We start from the raw sequence: 22,761 nt of genomic DNA, 5'->3' as shown, positions 1-22,761 counted from the left end.
TTTGTATGGTTGAAGTATACTCTGGAAAATATCTCTTGTACCAACCATAAAAATCTAACCGATCTATTTCCACAAAACTATAAACGAATTATCCTCACTAACAATATGTAGTTCGTCGGGCGCATACCTACCAAGACCGAGATGGAGACCCGTAAAGTGAAGGCAGAGTACAAGCTATTCACAGCTGAGCAACGCAAGTTGCAGTATGGAACGACTGCGGTCATTCTCTACGAATCGCAGCTGGACGAGATCGAACAACGCCTGTCTGTAATTGATGGCTCGATGTCTTCTATCACCACACACAAGGCTACACTACCCGCCTAGTCTACACACTAGCAGAGAGGCAGCCACCTAGAAGCAGTAGACCACCTGGCTACTGCTTCTTTCTTTCAGGCCACAGTGTAGTATACCTATTCGTTTCACTAACCCATTGGATACACTCATGACTATACGTATTCTATTGGCAGCCCTATGCTTTGTGCTGGGCCTGGCTGTAGGAGTATTTACAGAACATAGATTAAATCCCGATGAGGTCTACACCTGTGAGGTGATAGATTATACTCACATCGAGCAGATCGTAGCCAAACAGGTAGCAGCCCATCCGGTGCAACTGTTGGATGTAGAGAAGATCAAGCATGTGAAAAGCTTTACCTATGCGCCTGTGTTTCAGGTTATGGATACCTGCAAAGGTCCGTGAACCGCCCGGAATGGGGCAAAAAACGTCTGCGATAATTCGATATGGTAGGGGCGCACCCATGTGTGCCCGGTTTCCCACAAACAAGATTGGATTAATCCGAACCGTGTAGGGGCGACTGGCGGTCGCCCTGGTTCCCGCAAACCTTGTTTGTGGTATTCCGATCCTGTAGGGGCAGGGCTTGCCCCTGCCCGGTTTCCATACATGAATGATTAGGTTTATCAGACATGATTTCGGATTATACCATACAGTATTTGCGCCGAACACGGGCACCCGCAAGGGGATGCCCCTACATTGTCGGATTAATACAAACATTCCCTGCGACAATCTGGGCGAACACGCAGGTTCGCCCCTACATTGGTTCGGAATAATCCCAATCATTCGAATGGCAAACAGGCAATTACATCACCCCTAACCCTTAAACCCCTATGGCAAAATCGATATACGACTACATCCAGTTTGTGCTAAACAACTGGAAAACCTCGACCCTGGGTTTATTTACGTTCTCAGGGTACATTCTCTGGCTGGTTAACCGAATAGACACGCAGTCGTTCGTTTCACTGCTGGCCTTTATTTCAACAGTCGGGTTCTTCTCCATGAGAGACCCTAAATAACACAGAAAGGCATTCTATCCCAATGTATCGGGACAGGTTACCTTGGCGAGGATGGCACCAACCCCATCCTTTCTTTCCTTAACCCATACATTTATCTCTATGACTATGAAATTCCAATACCTGATTATACACTGCACTGCCACCCCCGCCGGACGCTGGATCTCGGCTGACGATGTGAAACGCTGGCACACCAAACCCAAACCCTACGGCAACGGCTGGAAGCAAGTAGGCTATTCCGATCTGATCCTGTTGGACGGCTCGCGTCACCAGTTCGTCAAACACAACAACGACCAGATTATTGACACCTTCGAGATTACAAACGGGGTAGCAGGCATCAACTCCATTTCCAGACACCTGTGTTACGTAGGTGGCCTGGACTCTTCCCACAAAGCCCCATTAGACAGCCGTACCCCTCAGCAGATCTCGACCATGTTAGATATTATCGGTGAAGTATTAGGCTATGCACCCAATGTCAAGATTGCCGGACATAACCAATTCGACAACAAAGGCTGTCCAAGCTTCTTTGTCCCCACCTGGCTCAAGCAACTAGGCATTCCCGAGCATAACATTGAGTGGCGCGATCCGTTTGGCTATGAGAAGTACTTTAAGCAAGTTTGGAAACGGTAACCCTTATAATGTACAATGACAAGGCATATAGCCTCACCTGCACCTATATATCTTGTCATTGTACATTATACAAATCCATAGTAATTTCCAGGCCTTATACTTTAACCATACTTCTTAAATCCGTCACTTATGACAGACCCTCAGACTATTCAAGAGCCACAGATTATTATTGGAGAAGAAGCCATTCGAAAAAGACCTTATATGTACATTGGTGGTCGGGCTAGTGATGGAGATGGAATCATCAATCTCATTTGCAGCTTACTCCAGGATTGTATCGAAGCTTGTCAGAGCAATCAACTTTTCTTTTCTGTAAAAGTAGCTCAGGAAAATCGGTTTTGTCTGATTATCGAAGGACATGACAATATGAATGGTTTTCTCGAACTGTTCCAGTTGGATCTTCAGGATACAATACCAGACAAATACATACCAAAAGTGTTGACCGTAATTTCAGATCAGTTGCAGGTGATTTCAGGTCAGCAAATCATTCTAAGTAAAGGAGAATCTATGCCAGCTCTATATGAATCATCATCGCATGAGTCACCATTAGAGCGAGTAGTTATTCAATTTCATATTGACCCGACTATCATACCTGTTGCAGAAATCGACTACCAGGTTTTAAGCGAAAAGCTTTGTCAACGGGCTATTCTCTATAAAGGTCTCCAGATTCTGCTCACTGATACCCGACAGAAATATGTGAATCAGAATTACTATCACTTTCCAGAAGGGATAGCCTATTTATATGAAAGAGTATTAAAGCTTATCCCTGGCAAAGCAGAAATTGAAATCCATTATGAAGGTAAGATTCAGGATACATACTACCAGATTATTCTGGTCTATCGTACCGATTGGGACCCATCACCTTATTTCTTACATTTTTACAATGATAGAGACAACTCAGATGGTAGTCAGGTAAAGGAAGCTATTGAGGATGCATTAGTCGCTGCCTGCAAGCGTTATGTAAAAAAGAATAAGATTAGTAACCACAAGATTCAAAAAAAGAAACTTGACAATGGACTTATTCTGATCTGTAACATGCAAAACCATATAAGTAGTCTGGCAGAATATTCTAAACAACTCGAATCCAGACTTATTTATCAGCAGGTGCACAGTATAATGTATCCACTGATTTCTTCATACTTCATAGCTAACCCGGAGAAAACACAGGACTTTCTTTATCGGTTCGATCAAACTAGCATAACGCACAAACTGTTTAGTAAATAGGACTTGTTTGGGTATGAGCGGTATTACAGGCAAGTATGGAAAAGGTAGGAACACAAACAGCCGACTCTACAAACCGGCTGTTTTGTTTTTATGCCAATCAAGCCTGATTCTTTGGAAGATCTATTTCTAGTAATCAGTTATACTACAGATAAACATTCTCTCTGTATGCTTATCTGTAGTTATAGAAATTCAAGATCTTATCTCACATTGATAATAAATTCTTCTCTTATTACTCGGTTGTCTGAAAATTTAACTTCGGATATACATACATAATCTCCTTTATCACGAGTAGGCACATATCCGCTTAATATCAGTCCGTTCTGTTGCAAAAAGCTATATCTCACATCAGAATGACACATATTAAACTTATTTACAAAGTCAGATAGATCTTTAAAATTATACCAAACGAGGTTTGATTCGACAAATGGGCTTTCTCTATAAACTTGGGTAGTATCTAAACCTTTCAACTGAGATACCAATTCTACAACTTCATTAGTAGGATTTCGTAGTTTGATAACAAAACTACTGATACTCTCTTTTGAGCATTTTGAAAAAAGTTGAGAAGGAAAGTTTCCTCTCTCAGCTTCCAGATTTGGCTTCAGGTCAAATCTAATCCTGTAGAAGAATTTTTGTCCTTTCTGGAAAGAGGAAGCAGCACCTAGAAAAACCGCATTTCCGGTGACAGAATCTACTTTCATACATTCTATCTTAATCCCCATAACTTTATAATACAAACAAGGACCTTTATACTCATAAACAGGCTTATTTGAATAACAGGAAACCATCAACAGAAAAAATGCAGTATATACTAATTTCATCTCTATTCGTTAAAAGTTATTTCTGTCATACTATATGGCAAGCTTTGTGTTCTGATTTTTAGGAAACTAAAACTATTTTTCTATTAGAAACCTTTCGCGAAGAACTGTTTATAAAAGTCTCTGATATCAAATGATTCATCTTTATTTAACCAATCAAACTCTGTAGCAAGTGCTATAGCGGATTGTTTAGCTCCTAATTTGTTATAAAAGGACATTTTTTCATAAAGGAAACCTAAAAAATGTTCATAATCGTACCTTTCCATTAGTACTACTTTATCAAGCAGATAAATTGTGGATGCTCCATTTTTCTCAATAGTAGTCCTCTCATCCAAATACTTTATATAGCCTTTAGTTGAAGCTATCATAACACCATAAGACTGTATAAAATCATAACCTTCTTTGAATTGAATAGTAATTTCTACACGTACACAAAAGCTTTTTTCATCTGCTGGTTTAAATTCTGTTAATGGTACTCCATAATCCATCGCAGATAAGTGATATATTTTAGGATAAACTATATTTTGACTCATGTAGTGGGAAAGAATTATTTAATCAATTGGCAAGCTATAATTGATTTTAATAAAATCCAGACACAATATTTAACTGAACCCAGAAGCGGCAAAAATACAAAAGCCGACCTGTTTTCAGGCGGCTTTTATTGCTTACTTTTGCCGCTGGTAATAGATCCACACATGAACAATAAAAAAGAAGCAAACCGTTACGATAAAATATTCAAGGAAAATCTGGAAGCTGTTACGCTAAGCATGATTGAGAAAGTACTCCAGATCGATGTGGCCAATTACGAGAAAATACCATTAGATCTGCAACGGACCCTGGAACGAAAACCCGATCAGCTACTCAAAATTACAGACAGGCAAGGCGATACGTTTTTACTGCAACTCGAGTTCCAGCTGATCGATGAAGCACGGATGGTAGACCGCATGTTTGAATACAAAGCCTTGATCTGGCGTAAATATCAACTGCCTATTCGCCAGTACGTCTTGTTTCTCTCAGATACGGTGCCTACCATGCCTACCCGTATCGAACAACACGGATTAGTATTTTTCTTTGACCTGGTCAGGCTTTCGCAGATAGACTATCAGTTATTTCTCTCATCCAATAAGGCTGACGAGGTTGTGTTTGCGGTTCTGGCTAACTTTGGTAATATGGAGCCACAGAAAGCGGCTCAACAGATTTTAGACCGATTAACCCAGACTTCACCCAATTCACTGGAACTAAACCGTCACTTGCAACAGTTACGGATATTAGCTAATTTGCGTAAACTATCACCTTTTATTGAACAGATTATGGAATCCATTACCAACTATATCAAAGAAGAAGATGATTATTTCTTCAAAAAAGGAGAAAGAATAGGAGAACAAAAAGGCAGACAGGAAGGTCTACTAAAAGGATTGCATGAAGGTGAGCAAAAAGGTAAACAGGAAGGAAAACAGGAAGCGATTCTCAAATTTCTCAAAGATGGGATTCTGACTACCAAACAACTGGCTTCGTATTTTGATGTAAGCGAGGAGTTTGTCGAAGACCTACGCAAAAGCCTCGACAAATAGCATATACAGTACCCAGACAAAAGCCGACCTGTATCAGTCGGCTTTTATTTATTTGGTATAGTCTGAATGCACCGTGTATTGACTCAGTAACAAATTCCGTTGCTCCACCTCCTCTTTCTGTTTTTCATTGTGTATGATAATCTTCAATTCTTTCAATTAGGAGTTTGTCTGGAATATTCATGGTTTACTAACTTAATGCATTAGTACATAGTTTAGTAAATATTCAATAAATCTATTTCTTAAGAGAGCCATCATCATTAATAAATATAAATGTGTGATTACTATCTATTTCAACTCCTCCTCCCTGAATAAAATTACCTTGTACCCCACGCCAATCTTCAACATCTCTTTCATCATCGGTATCCCAACGTATTACTCCATATAACTTATAAGGCACACTTTGATACTTTACACCATTCGAATCAGAATATTCTCCATCCCATTCTGAATAATCATTTAATACAACGCCGTATTCCCCATCCAGAAACACTTTCATCCCAGGATAAAATTCATTGTCCATTTTTATAAACTTTTATTATCAAAATGTCTTTCTGTAAGAAATGGTAAGATCTGAAATTATGTTGTAAGTCCAATCATTCCCTGACATGCCTTGGCTGGATAAACAAGGAATCGTTGTAAATAGAGCCTACATGATAAAAGAGAACAAAGCTTATACTCAAAATAACTATACTAACTACAGATCAGGTGATATAACTAGTGAAAGAGGTGTCTTATCTTTGAACAACCATCCTTATCTAATCTTTACAGATGAACAAACGCGAATACAAAACTACCATCCACACAATACAAAATCGATACAGATCCCTAAAGTTGACTTTTGAGCAAGCAGAACAAGTACATCTGTTCGACCAGCAAACGAGTCACTCACGTGAAGATGACTATTTTTCGGTCTGGGAAGAGATGGATTTTCAGATGGATACCTTTCGCAGCATTCTTACATCAGAGCAATGGGGTATATATGAGCCCGACTGGCAAGAGCAAATTGCATACTATGTCAATACATTGATTGAAAGCGATCAAAATCATACAAAGGAGATTGCTTACTATCATGATGTGTTAGCCTATCTGAATCAAACCTTTGTTCCCAATCTCCGCCATTGGGGAATCAACCAATGGGCATGGATTGAACCATCCTTGCAACCTAAGATAGAGTACCTGCGGGCTGAAGCTAAACTACTTTGGCTGAAAAAAAAGAAGAACATTTATATTTATCACTATCGGCATTACCGCCAGTATCAGCCTTTAAGATTACAAGCAGCCTTACTCCAACATCAAATGATAGCCTTGCAGCCTGTACTACCATTTGACACTACAGAGGAGCCAATCAAACTAATGGTACAATTTGTCAAAAAAAATCTACCAATGCACTCCATGAGCCAACTGGGTTATAGCGATTTGTGGGAAGCACACCTGGCGCACATGGAACAATTGGGAGAGCAGCATTATGGAAAGCGATCTAGTCGTCAGGGATGGCATATACAAGTCACTCGAGATACCGAAGACTCAAAAGTTGATTTTCTGATGAGTTTGCTTTTACTAGACAGCCAGTAAGCAACAAAAGTGGTTTAGTTCTCTACCTAACATCTTCCTACAGACTAATTAAGTTCTACACTAATAATAGGTAGGATTGAAAACCATAAAACAAAAGCTACTTCTGTGAGAAAGCACATTTAACATTTTGTTAACATACGGATATTATTTTTTTAATATTATACCATTATCTCCTATCTAAACAACAATTTCTTTTATTTCCATGCAACTGTTTATCAGATTTGAGTGTCACTTAATGGAATTTACACACCATTAAACAATAACACTATATGAAATATCTTTTATTCTCTTTTTGCATGTTGTTTATAGTATTGAGTGCATGTACCAACAAAGAACAAGAAAAAACTGCACCACAGGTAGCTGGAACCTGGATAGCCTCTAGATATGATAACCTGGATTACACAGGCCCTCGCACTGAAACAGAATTACAACTGAATAACGATCATACATTTCTGTTTCGATCCAGCACATTTGGACTCTATGAAAATCAAAAAATAACCGATCTTTCTATTCTTACCGAAAAGAAAGGCAGATTTGTTCAGTCACACAATATCCTTGAATTTATTTCAGAGGAAATGACTATCACAGATGTTACGGTTAATAGTGGGCAACCTGTCATATACAAACCAGTTCCATCAGGACAGGCACTTTTTCCTGATTGCTCATATACAATCAGTGGCAACCGACTTGAAGTGGTGTATACTGGGCAAGGTCCGACAGATGGCCCAGTCAGAGCAATGATCACTTTTTTCAAAAAACAATAATCCTGATAATTTCATCTTTAACATATGCTGGCATTCCTACAGGCATCGTCAACTTAGTGATAGCCTGTAGGAATCTTTTTTTCTACATACTTTTGTATACTTAATCAAACAGTTACCTTCTCTCCGCTGAATCTATAGTATATGTCTGAGTCGCTTTTTTTCAATCACATCTACATCGTGCTACTGGCTGGCATACTGGCAACAATCCGAGTTAGCAAACGACACAAGACTGAGGCATTGACAGTACTGGAAGCGATGAATATACTGATAGCTATCGGAGGAGTAGTCTTTCTGCTATTCCAGCTTATTGACTTTATGACAGAACCTAAAACCGAACTGGAACAGTTTGCCTTTAGGAGCCGCTGGATGGGGCCTTATGCATTATTTGCCTGGTGGGAGGTTCTAAGTAGAGCACTACTTCCTCAACTATTCTGGAAGAGAAGCCTCCGTCAAAACATGCTACTGTCGTTAGTGATATGCTTACTACAGTTCCCGACTGTCAAAAACACATTAATTCGGCACATAATAAGAAGCTATGACTATCTGCCCTCTTCCTGGGCAATATATCCAAAAGTTTATGCTGGAGAGCATGTAGTACTATATCTGGGTATGGTAGGGCTTGTCTATATGATTCTCAAAAGAAAGATTTATCTAACACCTGACTTGAACAACTAAAACGGCAGGTCATCCAATTCACTCTCATAGCTATTAGGAGTGTTCTTTTCGCTCTCGATCTTCTCCTCTTCAGACTCATGATTCTCAAAAAGAAAAGGCCACAACATAATACGCTCCTGAGGAAGCTGATCCCAACTTATCTGAGAAGCATCTACAATCGGTTTGATCTGCCCATGATAGAAGTAAAAATCACGGTTACAAAACGCTTCGTAGCTGATAGTTGTAAGTTCCGGAACATACAAAGCTATAATCTCGCTATCATCAAAACTTCCATTATCCTCATTGATAACTTTCTCAAAAATCTTCCTTTCCTCAGATAAAAGTTCTCCTATTACTGTCACCACAGAATCTGAATCTTCTTCACAATATCTTTTCATTTGACCATCTTCAAATATGATCCAACGACGGCATCCAACATGTACATCAAAAAAGAAACAATAAACCTTTAAATGTTCTTTTGACAGAGTGTTACAGATAGTTAAGGCTCTATCCTTCATATCAAAGTAATGACTAAATATCATTGTCCAATTATCGGATAACTGAAAAATAATCAAGGGGTACTCATTTTTCTCATCAAACAAGTTCCAATCTTTTCGCGTTTGACGTTTATTCCTTTCTTGGATTGTCAGTGTAATAAACTTTTTAAATCCTGTCTTCCAGCTAGTGCCTTCTAGCTCTTCAATCCCAAATAAAGCTACTAACGTTCTTACATCAGCTTTATTCACTAATAGCCAGCTGATACAATGCAATTCATGTCCTAGTGTACTATCCATTGAGATTATTTTAGATACAAAAAATTGTAGTGATGGAATTATAGATCGACCTATCACTTTTGTGTGACAATCGTTTTTTCAGTAAAGTTACCAAAATACAGATTCTCCTGGTAGGAGAAACATGGCATTGTATCCATGAATGTATTTTACTAACACTCTATTTGTAAAATAAAAATAAAATTCAGGAAATAGCGGTTACTTTACGATATCTATCTTGTATAATACAGATATGTATACATGTTACAATCCCTGATCCTATTCAACAAAATGAAAGACGATTGTTTTAGTGCCACTGATCTGCCAACTTTTTCTATGTTACGCTATTTTTTTTACGATCAAAACCCATACGATTACTATGTGTAAAAACAATCTACTATGTTCACTCCTTATAGCCGGAGCCATGGCTATGACTTTCTCATCCTGTAAAAAAGAAGATACTCCTCCTACACCTACCATAGACCCTGAAATCAGTGCTACTGCCTATGCAGTGAAAGCCACAGGGTATATCACTCCCAAAAAACAACTGGTAGACAAAGATGGCAATCTGTATGTGACAGGGTCTTTTTCTGGTACAGCGGTCTTTGGCACCACTACCCTGACAGCTCAAGGTCAAAGCGATGATATCTTTCTGGCTAAATACAATACTAAAGGCGAACTGCAATGGGTAAAGCAGGAAGGTGGAGCGGATACCGATGTTGGCAGAAGTTTAGCACTTGATGCATCTGGAAATGTATTCGTTATAGGAGAGTTTAGCTATACTGCACTTATTGGTGGCACATCGCTGACCTCAAAAGGCTATATAGATATCTTCCTGGCCAAATATACCAGTGAAGGCACTGTGCAATGGGTAAAACAGGCAGGTAGTACCAACCTGGACTATGGAACTGATGTTGTCATAGATGGGACTGATAACATATATATTACAGGAAATTTTTATGCAGAGACCATCATTGGGAACACCACATTGACAGCAGTTGGCAATGGAAGAAATACCTATATTGCCAAATATACCAGTTCAGGAGAGATGCAATGGGCGAAAAGTGGAGGCGGATATGGTAGATATATTACGCTGGATGGTTCCGGAACCCCATATATAGCCGGAGAATTTTATGATGACATTTCTTTTGGTAGTAAGCAACTCACCGTTCAGGGTAACTCCGATGTATTCATTGTGCATTACTCAGCAACAGGCGAAGTACTGGATGCCCGGACAATAGGTAGCACCAATGCAGAGTTTAGCATTAGAGATCTGAAATTCGACACTTCCGGTAATCTGTATAGTACAGGTTTGTTTACAGGTACTGGCACTGTAGGCACTACTACACTGACATCCAAAGGCCAGACAGATGTTTTTACACTCAAATATAACAACACAGGAGCTGTTCAATGGGTAAAGGCTGCTGCAAGTAATGATGATGACTATGTCAATGCTCTCGGAATAGATGGTTCAGGCAATGTCTATATCACTGGCTATTTCTACAATCCTTTTACACTTGAAAGCACTACCTTAACTCCTGCCGGTGGCAGTGACCTGTTTGTAGCCAAATACAATAATGCAGGCGAGTTACAGTGGGCACAAAAAGCAGGAGGTGAAAGCACTGATATGGGTACCACCCTTACACTGGATCGCAGTAATAATCTGTATGTAGCAGGTTCATTTTATAAATCCATTCAGCTACACGAAACAACTCTAACAGCAGAGAAAGAAGGTTTATTTCTCTGGAAAGTGAAGCACTAATACTAACCAATTTTTACAACCTGTCCAGGTAATTTATGAGGGTTGAACTCATGGATTGCCTGGACTTTGTACTTGGATAGAGGTCACTCGGCACCCTATCTTTTTCTAGAAATAAAGAAAGTTTCTGGCGCAAGCTCCGCTCAATGCTGTAAAGATAAGGGAGTTTATTTCTTTTTTTCATATTTCTTTATTGTCCTTTTGAAAGCAACATTCTCCTTACTGTCCTCCTCAAAGGATCTCTTGAAAAATAGAGTTGCGTTTAGGCTCTGAGTGAAAGAATAGACTCCAAATCCAAATGCCGCCGGTCTTGCCACGAGATTCTTCCAGAAGGACAGGTTAGGTAGTTTGAGTGGTTTTCTTAAGTTAACAGCATTGAGTATCCGCTACGTTGGTAGATCAAGGCCTGTTTCCCGTCGTTGGTGTTATCACCAACGACCACTTTCCCACCATTCATATTGGTGATAAACATGGGAAAAAACGTAAACTTAGCTCAATTTGTCCCAACACAACGGACGTTGCTTTCATTTTAGGTCCGAACGGACGTTCGAACTAGCACCTTTCCATCTGAACCAGTTTCTTCTTTCCTAAAACCTCATTTCCATAAAAGATATGAAACACGATAAGACTCGGTACTTTCCCCCACTATGACTTCTTTACATCTCATAAACAGTGCATCCCTCCCACTATTCCACATCCAGGTAACAGCTTCACTAAGTGACTTTATCTATATATTATCTATTTCCCCTACACCAAAAACCATAAATACCTAACAATCAAAATATTAATAGAACAAACAAGCTAGTATAGCCCACTAATACATATATATCATTTAACATTTCGATAAAGCTCCAGTTACATAGCCGATGCATCTTTGCTGCATACAATGCTAACTGATATGAAAAACCTTAACAAACTTGCTTCAGCCTTATTGGCACTTTCAATCGCGTTTTCAGGATGCGACAACGACAACGGAGGTAACAATCCGGTTACTGTACAATTAAAGAATCATTCTAAAATCCCTGCTCTGGTAAAAAAACAGTCTGGTTTTGAAAGCCTGGAGATCTTCTCTCTGATCAGCAGCGATGACACCCTTGAACAATCCAAAGATTACATTTTCGGAGGAACAGCTGATGGACTAGGGGTACTCAGAAGCCAGGATGGCAAAGGTTTTGTGATGCTGGTAAATAACGAAGATAACTTCTCTGTATCCCGTATCACATTGGATGAGACCTTTAAGCCTGTTAAAGGGGAATATATGCTAAACTCGGATGGTGGTCAGTGGCGTCTGTGTTCAGGTACACTGGCTACTCCACAGGAACATGGCTTTGGGCCAATGTACTTGTCTGTAGGAGAGAGTGATGTAGAAGCACAAACACATGGATTAAATCCATACGAAGCAAACCCGACTCCTACATCCTCCCGTGCCCTGAAAGGATTAGGACACTGGAGCGGTGAAAATGCAGTACCATTACATAAAGATGCCTTTCCTGGCAAAACAGTTATTATTATGGGAGAAGATGCCTCTGATGCAGTCACAGGCGGTCAGGTAGTCATGTATGTAAGCTCTACAGGTGATCTAAACAATGGAAGTCAGTATGTATTGCGCAGAACGAATCAGACTCAGACCGAATTGGATATGAAAGAAGGTCAGTCATATGATGTTGAATTTATCAAAATCGATGATTACCAGACTATAACTGGTGCTGCAATACAGGCTAAAGTAGACGAACTGAAAGCCATTGAATTTGGTCGTGTAGAAGATCTGGATTATCGTAAGGGTAGTGCTGCCAATGCTCGTGAGATTTACTTTAACGTAACTGGACAGGACAATAAGCCAGAAGAACGCACCAAGTTTGGTCGTGTCTACAAACTGGTTCTGGATGGAACTGATCCATTAAAAGGCAAACTTACTCCGGTATTGGATGGAGATCTACCGAATGGTAAAGCAAACGAATTTCAGAATCCTGACAATATCTGTGTAACTCAGAACTATGTCTACATTGAAGAAGATTCTAACTTATATGGCAATGTCAAAGGTACTCAACATGATGGCTATATCTGGCAGTATACTATTGCTACAGGTGAACTGAAAAAAGTGCTGGAACTAGATCATCATCGTACAGCTGCTGACAGAGATAAATACAACCGCAACGAAAAGACCGGAGAGCCTGCCGGAGACTCTAAATATGGACAGTGGGAATATGGAGCACTGGTAGATGCCTCGGATCTATTAGGCATTCAGGATGCCTTTATTCTTTGTGTTCAGCCACATACCTGGGCTGACGCTCGTTACAAAAACCCGGATAAAGGAACTAAGGCAACAAGTGTTCAAGCTAGTCAGATTCTGGTTCTGAAAGGCTTACCTCGTTAATCATTTTTTCTCCCTCCTTTTGAAAACCTGCTTCCCAGGCAGGTTTTCTTATTCATATACTCATCAACCGATGATATTAATCCTATTGCCTCATGAAAAAAGTACTGATAGAGATGGGCATAGTTGCGTTAACAGCTTTGGTATGGGCTATGCATCTCAACAAACCAGAAAATACCACTCCCACAACTCTCATTAAAGAACGATACCTTACAGATATCCAGGCACTGGATACAGCAGTGAAACTACTTCACCAGACAGTAGAGCAGGATAAGCCTGTTCCCGAGATTCAAAATGCCTTTAAGCTGGCTCGTTTACAATTTAAAAAACTGGAATACCTGGCCGAATACTATAATCCCTACACCACTCAGTTTATCAATGGTGCTCCTATTGCGGAATGGGAAGTATACGATGCAAAACTGATTGATCCCGAAGGATTTCAGGTGATTGAAAACTATCTCTTTCCTACCTACACTAAACAGCAGAAAGCAGAAGCGATTCTTGAAATTAAGAAACTACTCGCCACCTTTAACCGCCTTAAAAGTGTGAGTCCGGATACCAACCCAACTGACAGCCATGTTTTTGATGCGATGCGTCTGGAGATTTTCCGGATGGTTACACTGGGTATTACAGGTTTTGACTCCCCTATTGCCAATACCTCTCTGCCAGAAGCTGTTACTACTCTGACAACTCTGCAAGATATTACTTCGCTCTATCTGGAAAATCTGGAAGAAAAAAATCCGGAATTGGCAACTCAGGTACGTCAAGCTTTTACTGAAAGTATTGGCTATCTTCAAAAACATCCCGATTTCAACAGCTTTGACAGACTTACATTTATAGCTGATCATGCCAATCGGTTATCAGGTTTACTGCTGGATATGCAACAAGCCTTACAAATTCCTGTATTTCAGGAAAAGCGGCTACTTCGGCCAGATGCACGCCATCTGTTTGAGTTAACAGCCTTTAATCCGGATTATTATACTCCTTCGTATGACGCAGCCCTCACTCAGGAACGCATACAACTCGGAGAACGGTTATTTTTTGAGACGGCTCTGTCTGGCAACAAACAACGCAATTGTGCTACCTGTCACCAACCCTCGCGGGCATTTACAGACGGATTGCCTAAAAGCCTTGCCATGGATAATAAGCATTTTGTAGCACGCAATGCACCTACTCTCATCAATGCTGCCTTACAGCAAGTGCAGTTCTATGACTCCCGATCAACTTCACTGGAAGACCAGGCCAGTGATGTAATTACCAATAAAGATGAAATGCATGGGTCTCTGGACGAGTCAATTCACTACTTACAATCCAGTCCGGAGTATAGTTCACACTTCCAGAAAGCTTTTCCCAAAGATGCAACTCCTGTTAACCAGCGAAATCTCAAGGTAGCCCTGGCTAGCTATACCCGCTCTCTTACACACTTCAACTCCCGGTTTGACAGATATATGCGTGGTGAAAAACATTTGCTGACTTCAGAAGAAAAGAATGGGTTCAATCTCTTTACAGGAAAAGCCAAATGTGGTACCTGCCACTTCATCCCACTGTTTAATGGTACAGTACCTCCTTCTTTCCATAAAACAGAAAGTGAAGTATTGGGTGTACCTGCCTCAGTGAATAGTCGCAAAATTGATCCTGACCTGGGAAGATATGTAACTACTCACTCAGATACACATAAAAATGCTTTTAAGACCACTACTATCCGTAATATAGAGTATACAGCCCCCTATATGCATAATGGAATATATAAAACACTGGAAGAGGTTGTAGACTTTTATAACAAAGGAGGTGGAGCCGGTATAGGCATTGACGTCCCTAACCAAACACTTTCACCGGATCAGCTTTCTCTTACAGAAAAGGAAAAGAAAGAGCTAATCGCTTTTATGATGACCCTGAGTGATGTACCTCAGTCCACTAATACCATTGCCAGAAGCGAATAAAGTATAACAGTTTATATAGATTTTACCTTCTCAATGCCTGGGTATATCACTCAGGCATTCATATTTTAAAGAGCTCATAACATTTATGTACAAAAAGAGTTGTATATAGCAAAATAACGACCTATACATTTTTATTTTTTCCATTGAACTAGAACTCATCCTCTCCAAAATATAGTAGCTATGTCCGCAAAAGTTCTTATTACAGGTGGTACAGGCCTTGTAGGCAACAGACTTACTGAACTCTTACAACAAAAAGGCTATCAGGTTTCTATTGTGAGCCGGAAAAAAGAAAACATTCCTAATCTCACTGTCTATCAATGGGATGTACGAAAACAATACATAGAACCTGGTGCGGTAGAGAGTGCGGACTATATCATCCATCTGGCAGGGGCGGGTGTAGCGGATGAACGGTGGACAGACGAGAGAAAGAAAGAAATCATAGAAAGCCGGACAGAATCAGCCCGATTGATACATGATACCATACAGAAAACAGGACATAAACCCAAAGCCTTTGTATCAGCCTCTGGTATTAGTATCTATGGCGATGACCGGGGAGATGAACTGCTGACAGAGACCTCTTCGTATGCCTCTACGTTTCTGGCCGAAGTCTCTAAAGTATGGGAAGCTTCTGCGCAAACCATTGCCGATCTGGGTATCCGTACAGTCATGCTGCGTATTGGTATTGTGCTCAGTGATAAAGGGGGAGCCCTGGTCAAGATGACAGCGCCTGTAAAGCTAGGTGTGGGAGCAGCATTGGGTTCAGGTAAACAATGGACTTCCTGGATACATATCGACGACTTGTGCAGGATGATAATTCATGCGATGGAGAATGAGCAACTACAAGGAGCATACAACGCTGTAGGCCCTCATCCGGATACCAATAAAGAACTGATCCGAGTGGCAGCACAAACCTTGAAACGCCCTCTATTTTTGCCAAACGTTCCAGTCTTTGCCTTAAAGCTTCTTGTGGGTCAGCTGGCGGAGACTGTTTTGGGAAGTTTAAAAATCTCTAATCAGAAAATTGCGCAAACCGGTTTTACCTATCAATTTCCGGATTTGTCTACCGCCCTAAAAGACCTATTTCACACTTCTGGCTGAGATTCAGCCCTTTTATCTGGTAGACTCTTTCTATTCCGCTTTTTTGCGTTATTTTTGCTCACCATAGGCAAAATCGCATAGTTTTGAACTTTTGCGGGTAAGATTGGGGTTTTACTATTCAAAAATTTACATTAGCTATAGATGAAATTAACGTTTTGGGGCGCGGCTCGTCAGGTTACGGGCAGTATGTTTTTACTGGAGTTAGAAGATGGCTATACAATTCTGATTGATTGTGGTACCGACTTAGATAAACAAAAAGTAGAAAGAGATAAATTATTGGGACACTATAGTTTGTTTCCATTTGAGCCATCTCAGATTAATCTGGTTTTACTTACCCACGCACATATTGATCATTCCGGCAACTTGCCTAATCTGATCCGGGAAGGCTACGAAGGACAGATTCTTTGTACAACAGCCACCTTGCCACTGGCAGATTTATTATTGCGGGATGCAGCTGCACTGAATGCTAAACGGGTAAAAGAACTGCAAAGTGAACCCGCCGGAAAAAAGAAAAAAACTTCCAAAAAGAAGTTTAGACACAATCCGCTGGAATTGTACCTTGAGAAACAGGTACATGAAACAACAGACCGATTTGTAACCATCGGCTTTAATCAAAAATTTAAAGTCAGCAAAACCATCAGTGTCACATTCATTCCAACCGGACATTTACTGGGAGCGGCAAATATAGTACTGGATATTGAAGAGAACGGAGTGAAGAAAAGCATTGGCTTTTCGGGTGATGTAGGTCGCAAAAATTACCCCCTTCTGCCAGATCCGCAACGTATGCCTCAGGTAGACTACCTGGTTTGTGAATCTACATACGGTGGCCGCAGACATGCAGATAAAGATGCTCCCGAAGAGGCTCTCGCAAAGATTATCAAAGAAACCTGTATTGATCAGCCCGGACGTCTTATCATCCCAGCATTCAGTGTAGGACGTACACAAGCTTTATTGTTTGTGTTAAACAAACTCTACACAGAAGAAGGGCTCCCTCCTATCAAGGTTTTTTCAGATAGTCCGCTGGCGCTGGCAAGTACACGTGTATATGAAAAGAATATTGGCCTGCTCAACAAGGAAGCGAAGGAGTTTTATGAGGAGCATGAGGAACTGTTTGACTTTGACAACCTGACCTATGTACAGGATATGAAACAAAGTAAGGCCATTGCCAATTACAATGAGCCCTGCATTATCATTTCCTCATCCGGAATGATTTCAGGAGGCCGGGTTGAGCATCACGTAATGACAAACCTTCCTAACCCGTATGCCACAATTCTGCTGGTAGGCTTTGCCGCAGAAGGAACGCTGGGCAATAAACTGCTAAAAGGAATGAGAAGCTTGTCTATCTCCAAAGACAAAGAAATTCCGATTATGGCTACGATCAAAAGTATAGATGTATTCAGCGGCCATGGCGACCTGGATGATCTTACAGACTTTGTAGAATACCAATCCAACGACAAGCTGAAAACAATCTTCCTGGTACACGGCGAACTGGAGAGCATGGAATCCTTTAAGTCGCATCTGCACTATCGGGGATACACAGACATCCAAATCCCTAAATGGGGCGATGAGTTTGAATTATAACAAAACAGGCACAATCTACATTGTGCCTGTTTTGTTTATACTATTTCCCTCGGAGTAGAATACTTCGAGGGAAATAGTATATCTACCTGGCAAAAAAAGCCTGGATCACTCAGATATGACTAATTGGAGGGCATCCGTATTTCCAGATTATCAATCTGAATTCCACTTGTGCCTTGAGCACTCGAAATCAGCACTTCGGTAATACCAGTTGTATGAGCTGAAATATTCTTTTTCCCATTACTTAAACTAGCTAAATGAAACCATCCACCATTTTCTTTCTTGTAGACTAACTGAATCGGCCCATTCAGAACATTGATGCTTAACAGATCAAATACTCGTTTGGATGTGTTATGGTCATTGGCGTAGACTTTGATCCACTGCTTCCCATCATGGGTATAAAGCGTCCGATTCTCTTTTTCAGGATTTAGGATAGGTACACAATTTTTGCCTGAAGGCTTACCTGTAGTGCCATCCCCAGGATAACAGGGCGTGAAGTTCTGATAAGGCAAGTGATAAAAGCCTCGTTTACTTATAAACTTAGGAAAATAGTCACCTCCACTATTTTCTTCCACATGTACCCACGCATTGCCTACCGGATGCATGTAAAAAGGAGAAGTAGCAAATTGATTGATGGCCTTATCCGGTATCAGAGAAAGGCCCTGCTCATTTGCAAAGTCTACAAAGTCAGTTGTACTACCTAAGCGACCACTGGCCAGGTCTGTTTTAGGGAAAGAAGCACCAGATGGATCTGTATCAACCTCTTTTAAAAGAGGGGAGGCAATTGCAATGGGTTCAGGCACCGCAGAAGTAATTTCTTGACTGGCTGATGGATCAATTGTTTTAGGAACTATTGTTTGATTGTCGTTGGAACAATTAGTAAGAAAAAAAATAACGGTTACTACGCCCAAAGCCAGCTTGCTACAAGTACGGTTTGATTGAGGCACGAATTCAGTGTGGTTCATACTTTTAAAATTAAAGTGATTGTCATTACGTTCTTTTAAATAATTGGATAACAGACATTTACTTGCCATAAACTGTGCTTACCAGCGAAGTAAGTTCTCTTCTTAGTAATAGATCATTTGCAAATTGTAACTTCAGATTTACTTTAATTTAACTTTTTCACTCTCAACCTCTTAATGTGATCAAAGTATGCATGCCAGATATTATTCCCTAACCAGCCTAAACATAACCTTTAGCTTATAATAAATAGAGAAAGATACACTCCAATCGGAAAGGCCGCGGTCTTGCCACACCTGTCCTTCTCACGCCGATGCGTGGTAGGACAAGTGTGGCGGGAAGTTCCTTCCAGGAGGACAAAAAGGAGAGATCCTTTCAGGAAATAAGCCACAAAGAGAGTTGCGATGCCTTCAATCGTGTTTGGCAGTGTAGGTGCGTAGGCAATCCTTTTCCCGCGAGGTTGGCCTTTGGCCTGCGGGTAGAAGGATCGGGAAAAGGTGTCCTTTTTGGCCTACTTTTTTGGACAAGCAAAAAAGTAGGAGGTCAGTGGAAGAAAGATGAAAAGGAATCTGAGTAAACTCAGGAAGAGAGAACATTAAAATGTAGTAAGCACTAATCCGAAAGCTGAAGAACAGAGCAATCTTACTAAAAGAAGAGAGCCTATACTCTCGAAAGAATACAGGCTCTATCTTTTGATGATATAACTCAATGTTTACTGTTGCCTGCCAAAGCTCCCATGCATAGCCAGCTTATTCGCTCCTTTCAAATTCTGAAGCATTTGCTGATAAGCAGGTTTCTGCATTTCCTTTCCTAATAACTTATACTCAGTAAGATAATTTCCTGCACCAAAACGATTCAGATAAATCCACTCATCTTCTTCCACTACTTTTACCCCTTTTGCACGCAAATCTGCAAAAATTTTCTCCTTCGTCTTCTCATATTTTTTTATCAACTGTGTAAACAACTCATTCACGTTCAGGAATGTTTCTACCAGTTCGTGGTTTTGCATCAATGCTTTGTAATCCTGTGGGTAATACTTTTGGGCATAAACCAGATACGACAAACAGAAAAATTTAAACTCCTGATGTGCATTGATAGCACTACACACATTTGAGAAATAGTCGTACCAATCTTCTGCATTGCCTGGTGTATTTTCTTCATACCAGCAATTCATATTTACATCTGTAAGCGTTCCATGATAGTAAGCAACCCACTCGTCCATTAAACCATAGATTCCCAACGTATTGGATGCGAGTGCTATGGATTCTTTGGGATTATAGATATAGGTATCAAAACGGAACGTACGTAAGTTTTTCGGAATGTTTCTTCCCATTTTTTCTGTTGGAAAGACATCTGTAAATTTCACTAAATGGTATTCATCACTTCCCAGATAATAGCACATATAGTTTTGTGCATCCTTCGGCTTTAGTTTTCCTGCTAATAAAGAGGCATATCCGTGATTCATTTCGTGCACAATCGTCCCCAATGAGTTTCTGACATCAAATTCCGTATTGCCTTCTACATATTGATCATAGGGATGATGAAATGCCAGCGAGTCTACCTGTCGGAGTATTTTCCATCCTTCCGGATTGTATTTTTTAAGTAGTTCTACTGCATACGTTCTCTTTTCTTTCGGCTGGAGAGTGCGTTGAGCATAAGAGACATGGCAAAAAGCCGATAACACGATGGCTGTCAGCCATTTACAGTAACATAATTTGTGCATATCAGGAAGGATTTATTGCGTAACCCTTTGGCAGGTTACTTAATGAAAAGATATACTACAGAGAGGAGAAACTCAAATCAAGCACCCTTACTAAAAATATAAACATGTAAGTTTCTGCTTTTATTGTATAAAAAGTAGTATATCTTTCCATTCCTGAAAGCACTGGATCTCAAGCTTTTTCAGGATTTTTTCTGAAAGGTTTTCCGTATAATAGCTACAACTCTGTTCAGATCTTCAGATGTAAGACTAGAACCTGAAGGTAGGCAAAGGCCCCGATTAAATAAATCAGCTGCCACATGGTTGGAACCATAATACGGATGCATCTCAAATACAGGCTGTAAATGCATTGGTTTCCAGAGAGGTCTTGACTCGATATTATCGGCATCCAGTGCCAGACGAACGTCTTCTCTGGTTACTCCTCCGGATAGTTCCTCATCAATGATAATACAAGTAAGCCAGCGATTGCCCATACTACTTTCAAGCTCAGGAGAAAAAGAGATAGCAGGAATATCTTTTAATGCCTCTTTATAAAAATCAAATACTTTACGGCGAGCATCCACCCGTTGTCTAATCACTTCCATTTGACCACGTCCTACGCCAGCCACAATATTGCTCATACGATAGTTATAGCCAATCTGAGAATGCTGGTAATGAGGAGCCTGATCTCGGGCTTGTGTAGCCAGAAAACGAGCCTTCTCTACCAAAGCAGGTTCGTCTGATAATAAGGCTCCACCTCCGGATGTAGTAATGATCTTATTGCCATTAAAAGATAAAATGCCAAATTTACCAAACGTTCCTAAGGCTCGGCCCCGATAAGTAGCCCCCAAGGCTTCTGCTGCATCCTCAATGACTGGTATTCCAAACTCATCAGCCAGATCCATTAATTCCAGCATGGAAGCAGACTGTCCATACAAATGAACAATAATCAAGGCTTTGGGTTTCTTGCCCAAACGAATCCGGTCTTTAATAGCCTGTCGTGTATGATCCGGACAGATATTCCAGGTACGGTAATTACTATCTACAAAAATAGGGGTTGCCTTCTGATATACAATCGGATTGGTTGTTGCAGAGAATGTAAAGGTTGGACACAATACTTCGTCTCCCTCTCCGATACCCAGTAAGATTAGCGCCAAGTGAATGGCAGCTGTTCCCGAACTTAAGGCAGCAGCTTGTTTGGCTCCGGTAAACTCACATAAATCTTTTTCAAAATTATCGACATTCGGCCCAAGAGGAGCAATCCAGTTCTGGTCAAATGCATCTGCAATATATTTCTGTTCGTTCCCACCCATATGAGGCGGAGAGAGATAAATGCGTTTGTTCATGGGTTAATTGGTTAAATACAATCGTTACACCTCACTCTCACAAAATTCAATCTGTCATCTGGCAAAAATAATATAATTTTGGAATTATTACTCTTTCGTGCCTGTATTGCCTATACTGCGAATTACACGTGCAGGCACCCCCACAGCTACAGAAAAATCGGGTATATCCTGTGTAACAACGGCTCCTGCCCCAATGACACACCACTCCCCAATATGAACGCCTGGAATTACAGTAGCGGAGGCACCAATATGTGTTCCCTTTCCAACTCTAACACCTCCACACAAAGTTGCATTAGGTGATATATGTACAAAGTCTTCCAGTATACAATCATGATCTACACTGGAAGCAGTATTGATGATACAATGCTCTCCAACATAGGTATCTGCCTGCACTACTGCTCTGTGAAAGATTACACTTCCCTCTCCAATACCTTTCACAAACCGCGACACTTCAGCAGATGGATGAACAACCGTTCCAAAGCTATGTGTAATCCGTTGACTAAGAGTCTGCCGTATCCGGTTATTCCCTATCGCAATAATTACTTTCTCCTTATCCAATACCTGCGGATTATAGGCTCCAAGAAAAGGCATATTCTGAAATGTTCGCAGATTTGGATTGTCATCAAACACCCCCAACACAGTTATTCCTCGTGCATCCAGACAATCAAAAATTACTTTTGCATGTCCGCTACCTCCATATAAAATCAT

General features: G+C 40.5%; 22 protein-coding genes. 13 read left to right on the top strand and 9 right to left on the bottom strand.

Annotated elements, in window-relative coordinates:
• Window positions 1-442: 442 nt before the first annotated feature.
• Window positions 443-697, top strand: coding sequence for a hypothetical protein (locus QNI15_RS34930; RefSeq protein ID WP_314036476.1), 255 nt, complete (start codon window positions 443-445; stop codon window positions 695-697).
• Here QNI15_RS34930 and QNI15_RS34925 read toward each other — a convergent pair.
• The gene (locus QNI15_RS34925; RefSeq protein WP_314036474.1) at window positions 667-900 is read right to left on the bottom strand and encodes a hypothetical protein; all 234 of its coding nucleotides are present in this window, start codon (window positions 898-900) and stop codon (window positions 667-669) included. The two genes, QNI15_RS34930 and QNI15_RS34925, sit on opposite strands and share 31 nt — an antisense overlap.
• A 222-nt stretch (window positions 901-1,122) precedes the next feature.
• Here QNI15_RS34925 and QNI15_RS34920 point away from each other — a divergent pair, with 222 nt between their 5' ends.
• The 3 genes from QNI15_RS34920 (at window position 1,123) to QNI15_RS34910 (ending at window position 3,156) form a co-directional block, all read left to right on the top strand.
• Window positions 1,123-1,308 (top strand): hypothetical protein, encoded by a 186-nt coding sequence (locus tag QNI15_RS34920; protein WP_313983627.1) that lies wholly within the window; start codon window positions 1,123-1,125, stop codon window positions 1,306-1,308.
• 105 nt (window positions 1,309-1,413) lie between these two features.
• Window positions 1,414-1,935 carry an N-acetylmuramoyl-L-alanine amidase gene (locus QNI15_RS34915; protein WP_314036471.1) on the top strand — a complete coding sequence of 174 codons (522 nt, stop codon included), beginning with the start codon at window positions 1,414-1,416 and terminating at the stop codon, window positions 1,933-1,935.
• Between the two features lie 129 nt (window positions 1,936-2,064).
• Entirely contained in the window at window positions 2,065-3,156 is a 1,092-nt protein-coding gene (locus tag QNI15_RS34910) for a hypothetical protein (protein ID WP_314036470.1), read from the top strand.
• A 197-nt stretch (window positions 3,157-3,353) separates the two neighbouring features.
• Here the strand turns inward: QNI15_RS34910 and QNI15_RS34905 are convergent, their stop codons facing one another.
• Window positions 3,354-3,974: a hypothetical protein gene (locus QNI15_RS34905; RefSeq protein WP_313998963.1), complete on the bottom strand. Its 621-nt coding sequence runs from the start codon at window positions 3,972-3,974 to the stop codon at window positions 3,354-3,356.
• A gap of 83 nt (window positions 3,975-4,057) precedes the next feature.
• Window positions 4,058-4,504, bottom strand: coding sequence for a hypothetical protein (locus QNI15_RS34900; protein WP_313985471.1), 447 nt, complete (start codon window positions 4,502-4,504; stop codon window positions 4,058-4,060).
• A gap of 162 nt (window positions 4,505-4,666) precedes the next feature.
• On the opposite strand from QNI15_RS34900, the gene QNI15_RS34895 reads away from it, so the two are divergent.
• On the top strand, window positions 4,667-5,542 hold the full coding sequence (locus QNI15_RS34895; protein ID WP_314036468.1) for a hypothetical protein: 876 nt from the start codon (window positions 4,667-4,669) through the stop codon (window positions 5,540-5,542).
• 232 nt (window positions 5,543-5,774) lie between these two features.
• Here the strand turns inward: QNI15_RS34895 and QNI15_RS34890 are convergent, their stop codons facing one another.
• A complete protein-coding gene (locus QNI15_RS34890; protein ID WP_314036466.1) occupies window positions 5,775-6,062 on the bottom strand; it encodes a hypothetical protein in 288 nt (95 codons plus the stop codon).
• 248 nt (window positions 6,063-6,310) lie between these two features.
• Here QNI15_RS34890 and QNI15_RS34885 point away from each other — a divergent pair, with 248 nt between their 5' ends.
• From QNI15_RS34885 to QNI15_RS34875, 3 genes are all read left to right on the top strand, one after another.
• Window positions 6,311-7,114 carry a hypothetical protein gene (locus tag QNI15_RS34885; RefSeq protein WP_313998969.1) on the top strand — a complete coding sequence of 268 codons (804 nt, stop codon included), beginning with the start codon at window positions 6,311-6,313 and terminating at the stop codon, window positions 7,112-7,114.
• Window positions 7,115-7,383: 269 nt separating this feature from the next.
• Window positions 7,384-7,878: a hypothetical protein gene (locus QNI15_RS34880; protein ID WP_314036464.1), complete on the top strand. Its 495-nt coding sequence runs from the start codon at window positions 7,384-7,386 to the stop codon at window positions 7,876-7,878.
• 141 nt (window positions 7,879-8,019) lie between these two features.
• A complete protein-coding gene (locus tag QNI15_RS34875; RefSeq protein WP_313998973.1) occupies window positions 8,020-8,553 on the top strand; it encodes a hypothetical protein in 534 nt (177 codons plus the stop codon).
• Here QNI15_RS34875 and QNI15_RS34870 read toward each other — a convergent pair.
• On the bottom strand, window positions 8,550-9,326 hold the full coding sequence (locus tag QNI15_RS34870; RefSeq protein WP_313998974.1) for a hypothetical protein: 777 nt from the start codon (window positions 9,324-9,326) through the stop codon (window positions 8,550-8,552). The two genes, QNI15_RS34875 and QNI15_RS34870, sit on opposite strands and share 4 nt — an antisense overlap.
• Window positions 9,327-9,681: 355 nt before the next feature.
• On the opposite strand from QNI15_RS34870, the gene QNI15_RS34865 reads away from it, so the two are divergent.
• From QNI15_RS34865 to QNI15_RS34845, 5 genes are all read left to right on the top strand, one after another.
• On the top strand, window positions 9,682-11,064 hold the full coding sequence (locus tag QNI15_RS34865) for an SBBP repeat-containing protein (protein ID WP_314036462.1): 1,383 nt from the start codon (window positions 9,682-9,684) through the stop codon (window positions 11,062-11,064).
• 895 nt (window positions 11,065-11,959) lie between these two features.
• A complete protein-coding gene (locus QNI15_RS34860) occupies window positions 11,960-13,435 on the top strand; it encodes a hypothetical protein (RefSeq protein WP_314036460.1) in 1,476 nt (491 codons plus the stop codon).
• A gap of 92 nt (window positions 13,436-13,527) precedes the next feature.
• Complete coding sequence (locus QNI15_RS34855; RefSeq protein ID WP_314036458.1) at window positions 13,528-15,372, top strand: cytochrome-c peroxidase; 1,845 nt, start codon at window positions 13,528-13,530, stop codon at window positions 15,370-15,372.
• Window positions 15,373-15,552: 180 nt separating this feature from the next.
• Window positions 15,553-16,470 (top strand): TIGR01777 family oxidoreductase, encoded by a 918-nt coding sequence (locus tag QNI15_RS34850; protein ID WP_314036456.1) that lies wholly within the window; start codon window positions 15,553-15,555, stop codon window positions 16,468-16,470.
• A gap of 141 nt (window positions 16,471-16,611) precedes the next feature.
• Window positions 16,612-18,051, top strand: coding sequence for an MBL fold metallo-hydrolase (locus QNI15_RS34845; RefSeq protein WP_313985437.1), 1,440 nt, complete (start codon window positions 16,612-16,614; stop codon window positions 18,049-18,051).
• Between the two features lie 119 nt (window positions 18,052-18,170).
• Here the strand turns inward: QNI15_RS34845 and QNI15_RS34840 are convergent, their stop codons facing one another.
• From QNI15_RS34840 to QNI15_RS34825, 4 genes are all read right to left on the bottom strand, one after another.
• Window positions 18,171-19,013: a hypothetical protein gene (locus QNI15_RS34840; protein ID WP_313998986.1), complete on the bottom strand. Its 843-nt coding sequence runs from the start codon at window positions 19,011-19,013 to the stop codon at window positions 18,171-18,173.
• A gap of 707 nt (window positions 19,014-19,720) precedes the next feature.
• Window positions 19,721-20,731, bottom strand: coding sequence for a hypothetical protein (locus QNI15_RS34835; RefSeq protein WP_313985433.1), 1,011 nt, complete (start codon window positions 20,729-20,731; stop codon window positions 19,721-19,723).
• Window positions 20,732-20,910: 179 nt separating this feature from the next.
• The gene (locus QNI15_RS34830) at window positions 20,911-22,053 is read right to left on the bottom strand and encodes a DegT/DnrJ/EryC1/StrS family aminotransferase (protein WP_313998988.1); all 1,143 of its coding nucleotides are present in this window, start codon (window positions 22,051-22,053) and stop codon (window positions 20,911-20,913) included.
• A gap of 87 nt (window positions 22,054-22,140) precedes the next feature.
• Window positions 22,141-22,761 (bottom strand): acetyltransferase, encoded by a 621-nt coding sequence (locus QNI15_RS34825; protein ID WP_314036454.1) that lies wholly within the window; start codon window positions 22,759-22,761, stop codon window positions 22,141-22,143.

The sequence above is a fragment of the Xanthocytophaga flava genome (genome assembly GCF_030068545.1).
In the GTDB taxonomy this organism is placed as follows: Bacteria; Bacteroidota; Bacteroidia; order Cytophagales; family 172606-1; genus Xanthocytophaga; species Xanthocytophaga flava.
The sequence above is the reverse complement of the archived record's forward strand: the minus strand, read 5'-3'. Positions and strand labels throughout refer to the sequence as shown.

Coding starts and splice junctions, on each gene's coding strand:
- QNI15_RS34930 (WP_314036476.1), top strand. CDS start 443: ATGACTATACGTATTCTATTGGCAGCCCTATGCTTTGTGCTGGGCCTG.
- QNI15_RS34925 (WP_314036474.1), bottom strand. CDS start 900: ATGTATGGAAACCGGGCAGGGGCAAGCCCTGCCCCTACAGGATCGGAA.
- QNI15_RS34920 (WP_313983627.1), top strand. CDS start 1,123: ATGGCAAAATCGATATACGACTACATCCAGTTTGTGCTAAACAACTGG.
- QNI15_RS34915 (WP_314036471.1), top strand. CDS start 1,414: ATGAAATTCCAATACCTGATTATACACTGCACTGCCACCCCCGCCGGA.
- QNI15_RS34910 (WP_314036470.1), top strand. CDS start 2,065: ATGACAGACCCTCAGACTATTCAAGAGCCACAGATTATTATTGGAGAA.
- QNI15_RS34905 (WP_313998963.1), bottom strand. CDS start 3,974: ATGAAATTAGTATATACTGCATTTTTTCTGTTGATGGTTTCCTGTTAT.
- QNI15_RS34900 (WP_313985471.1), bottom strand. CDS start 4,504: ATGAGTCAAAATATAGTTTATCCTAAAATATATCACTTATCTGCGATG.
- QNI15_RS34895 (WP_314036468.1), top strand. CDS start 4,667: ATGAACAATAAAAAAGAAGCAAACCGTTACGATAAAATATTCAAGGAA.
- QNI15_RS34890 (WP_314036466.1), bottom strand. CDS start 6,062: ATGGACAATGAATTTTATCCTGGGATGAAAGTGTTTCTGGATGGGGAA.
- QNI15_RS34885 (WP_313998969.1), top strand. CDS start 6,311: ATGAACAAACGCGAATACAAAACTACCATCCACACAATACAAAATCGA.
- QNI15_RS34880 (WP_314036464.1), top strand. CDS start 7,384: ATGAAATATCTTTTATTCTCTTTTTGCATGTTGTTTATAGTATTGAGT.
- QNI15_RS34875 (WP_313998973.1), top strand. CDS start 8,020: ATGTCTGAGTCGCTTTTTTTCAATCACATCTACATCGTGCTACTGGCT.
- QNI15_RS34870 (WP_313998974.1), bottom strand. CDS start 9,326: ATGGATAGTACACTAGGACATGAATTGCATTGTATCAGCTGGCTATTA.
- QNI15_RS34865 (WP_314036462.1), top strand. CDS start 9,682: ATGTGTAAAAACAATCTACTATGTTCACTCCTTATAGCCGGAGCCATG.
- QNI15_RS34860 (WP_314036460.1), top strand. CDS start 11,960: ATGAAAAACCTTAACAAACTTGCTTCAGCCTTATTGGCACTTTCAATC.
- QNI15_RS34855 (WP_314036458.1), top strand. CDS start 13,528: ATGAAAAAAGTACTGATAGAGATGGGCATAGTTGCGTTAACAGCTTTG.
- QNI15_RS34850 (WP_314036456.1), top strand. CDS start 15,553: ATGTCCGCAAAAGTTCTTATTACAGGTGGTACAGGCCTTGTAGGCAAC.
- QNI15_RS34845 (WP_313985437.1), top strand. CDS start 16,612: ATGAAATTAACGTTTTGGGGCGCGGCTCGTCAGGTTACGGGCAGTATG.
- QNI15_RS34840 (WP_313998986.1), bottom strand. CDS start 19,013: ATGAACCACACTGAATTCGTGCCTCAATCAAACCGTACTTGTAGCAAG.
- QNI15_RS34835 (WP_313985433.1), bottom strand. CDS start 20,731: ATGCACAAATTATGTTACTGTAAATGGCTGACAGCCATCGTGTTATCG.
- QNI15_RS34830 (WP_313998988.1), bottom strand. CDS start 22,053: ATGAACAAACGCATTTATCTCTCTCCGCCTCATATGGGTGGGAACGAA.
- QNI15_RS34825 (WP_314036454.1), bottom strand. CDS start 22,761: ATGATTTTATATGGAGGTAGCGGACATGCAAAAGTAATTTTTGATTGT.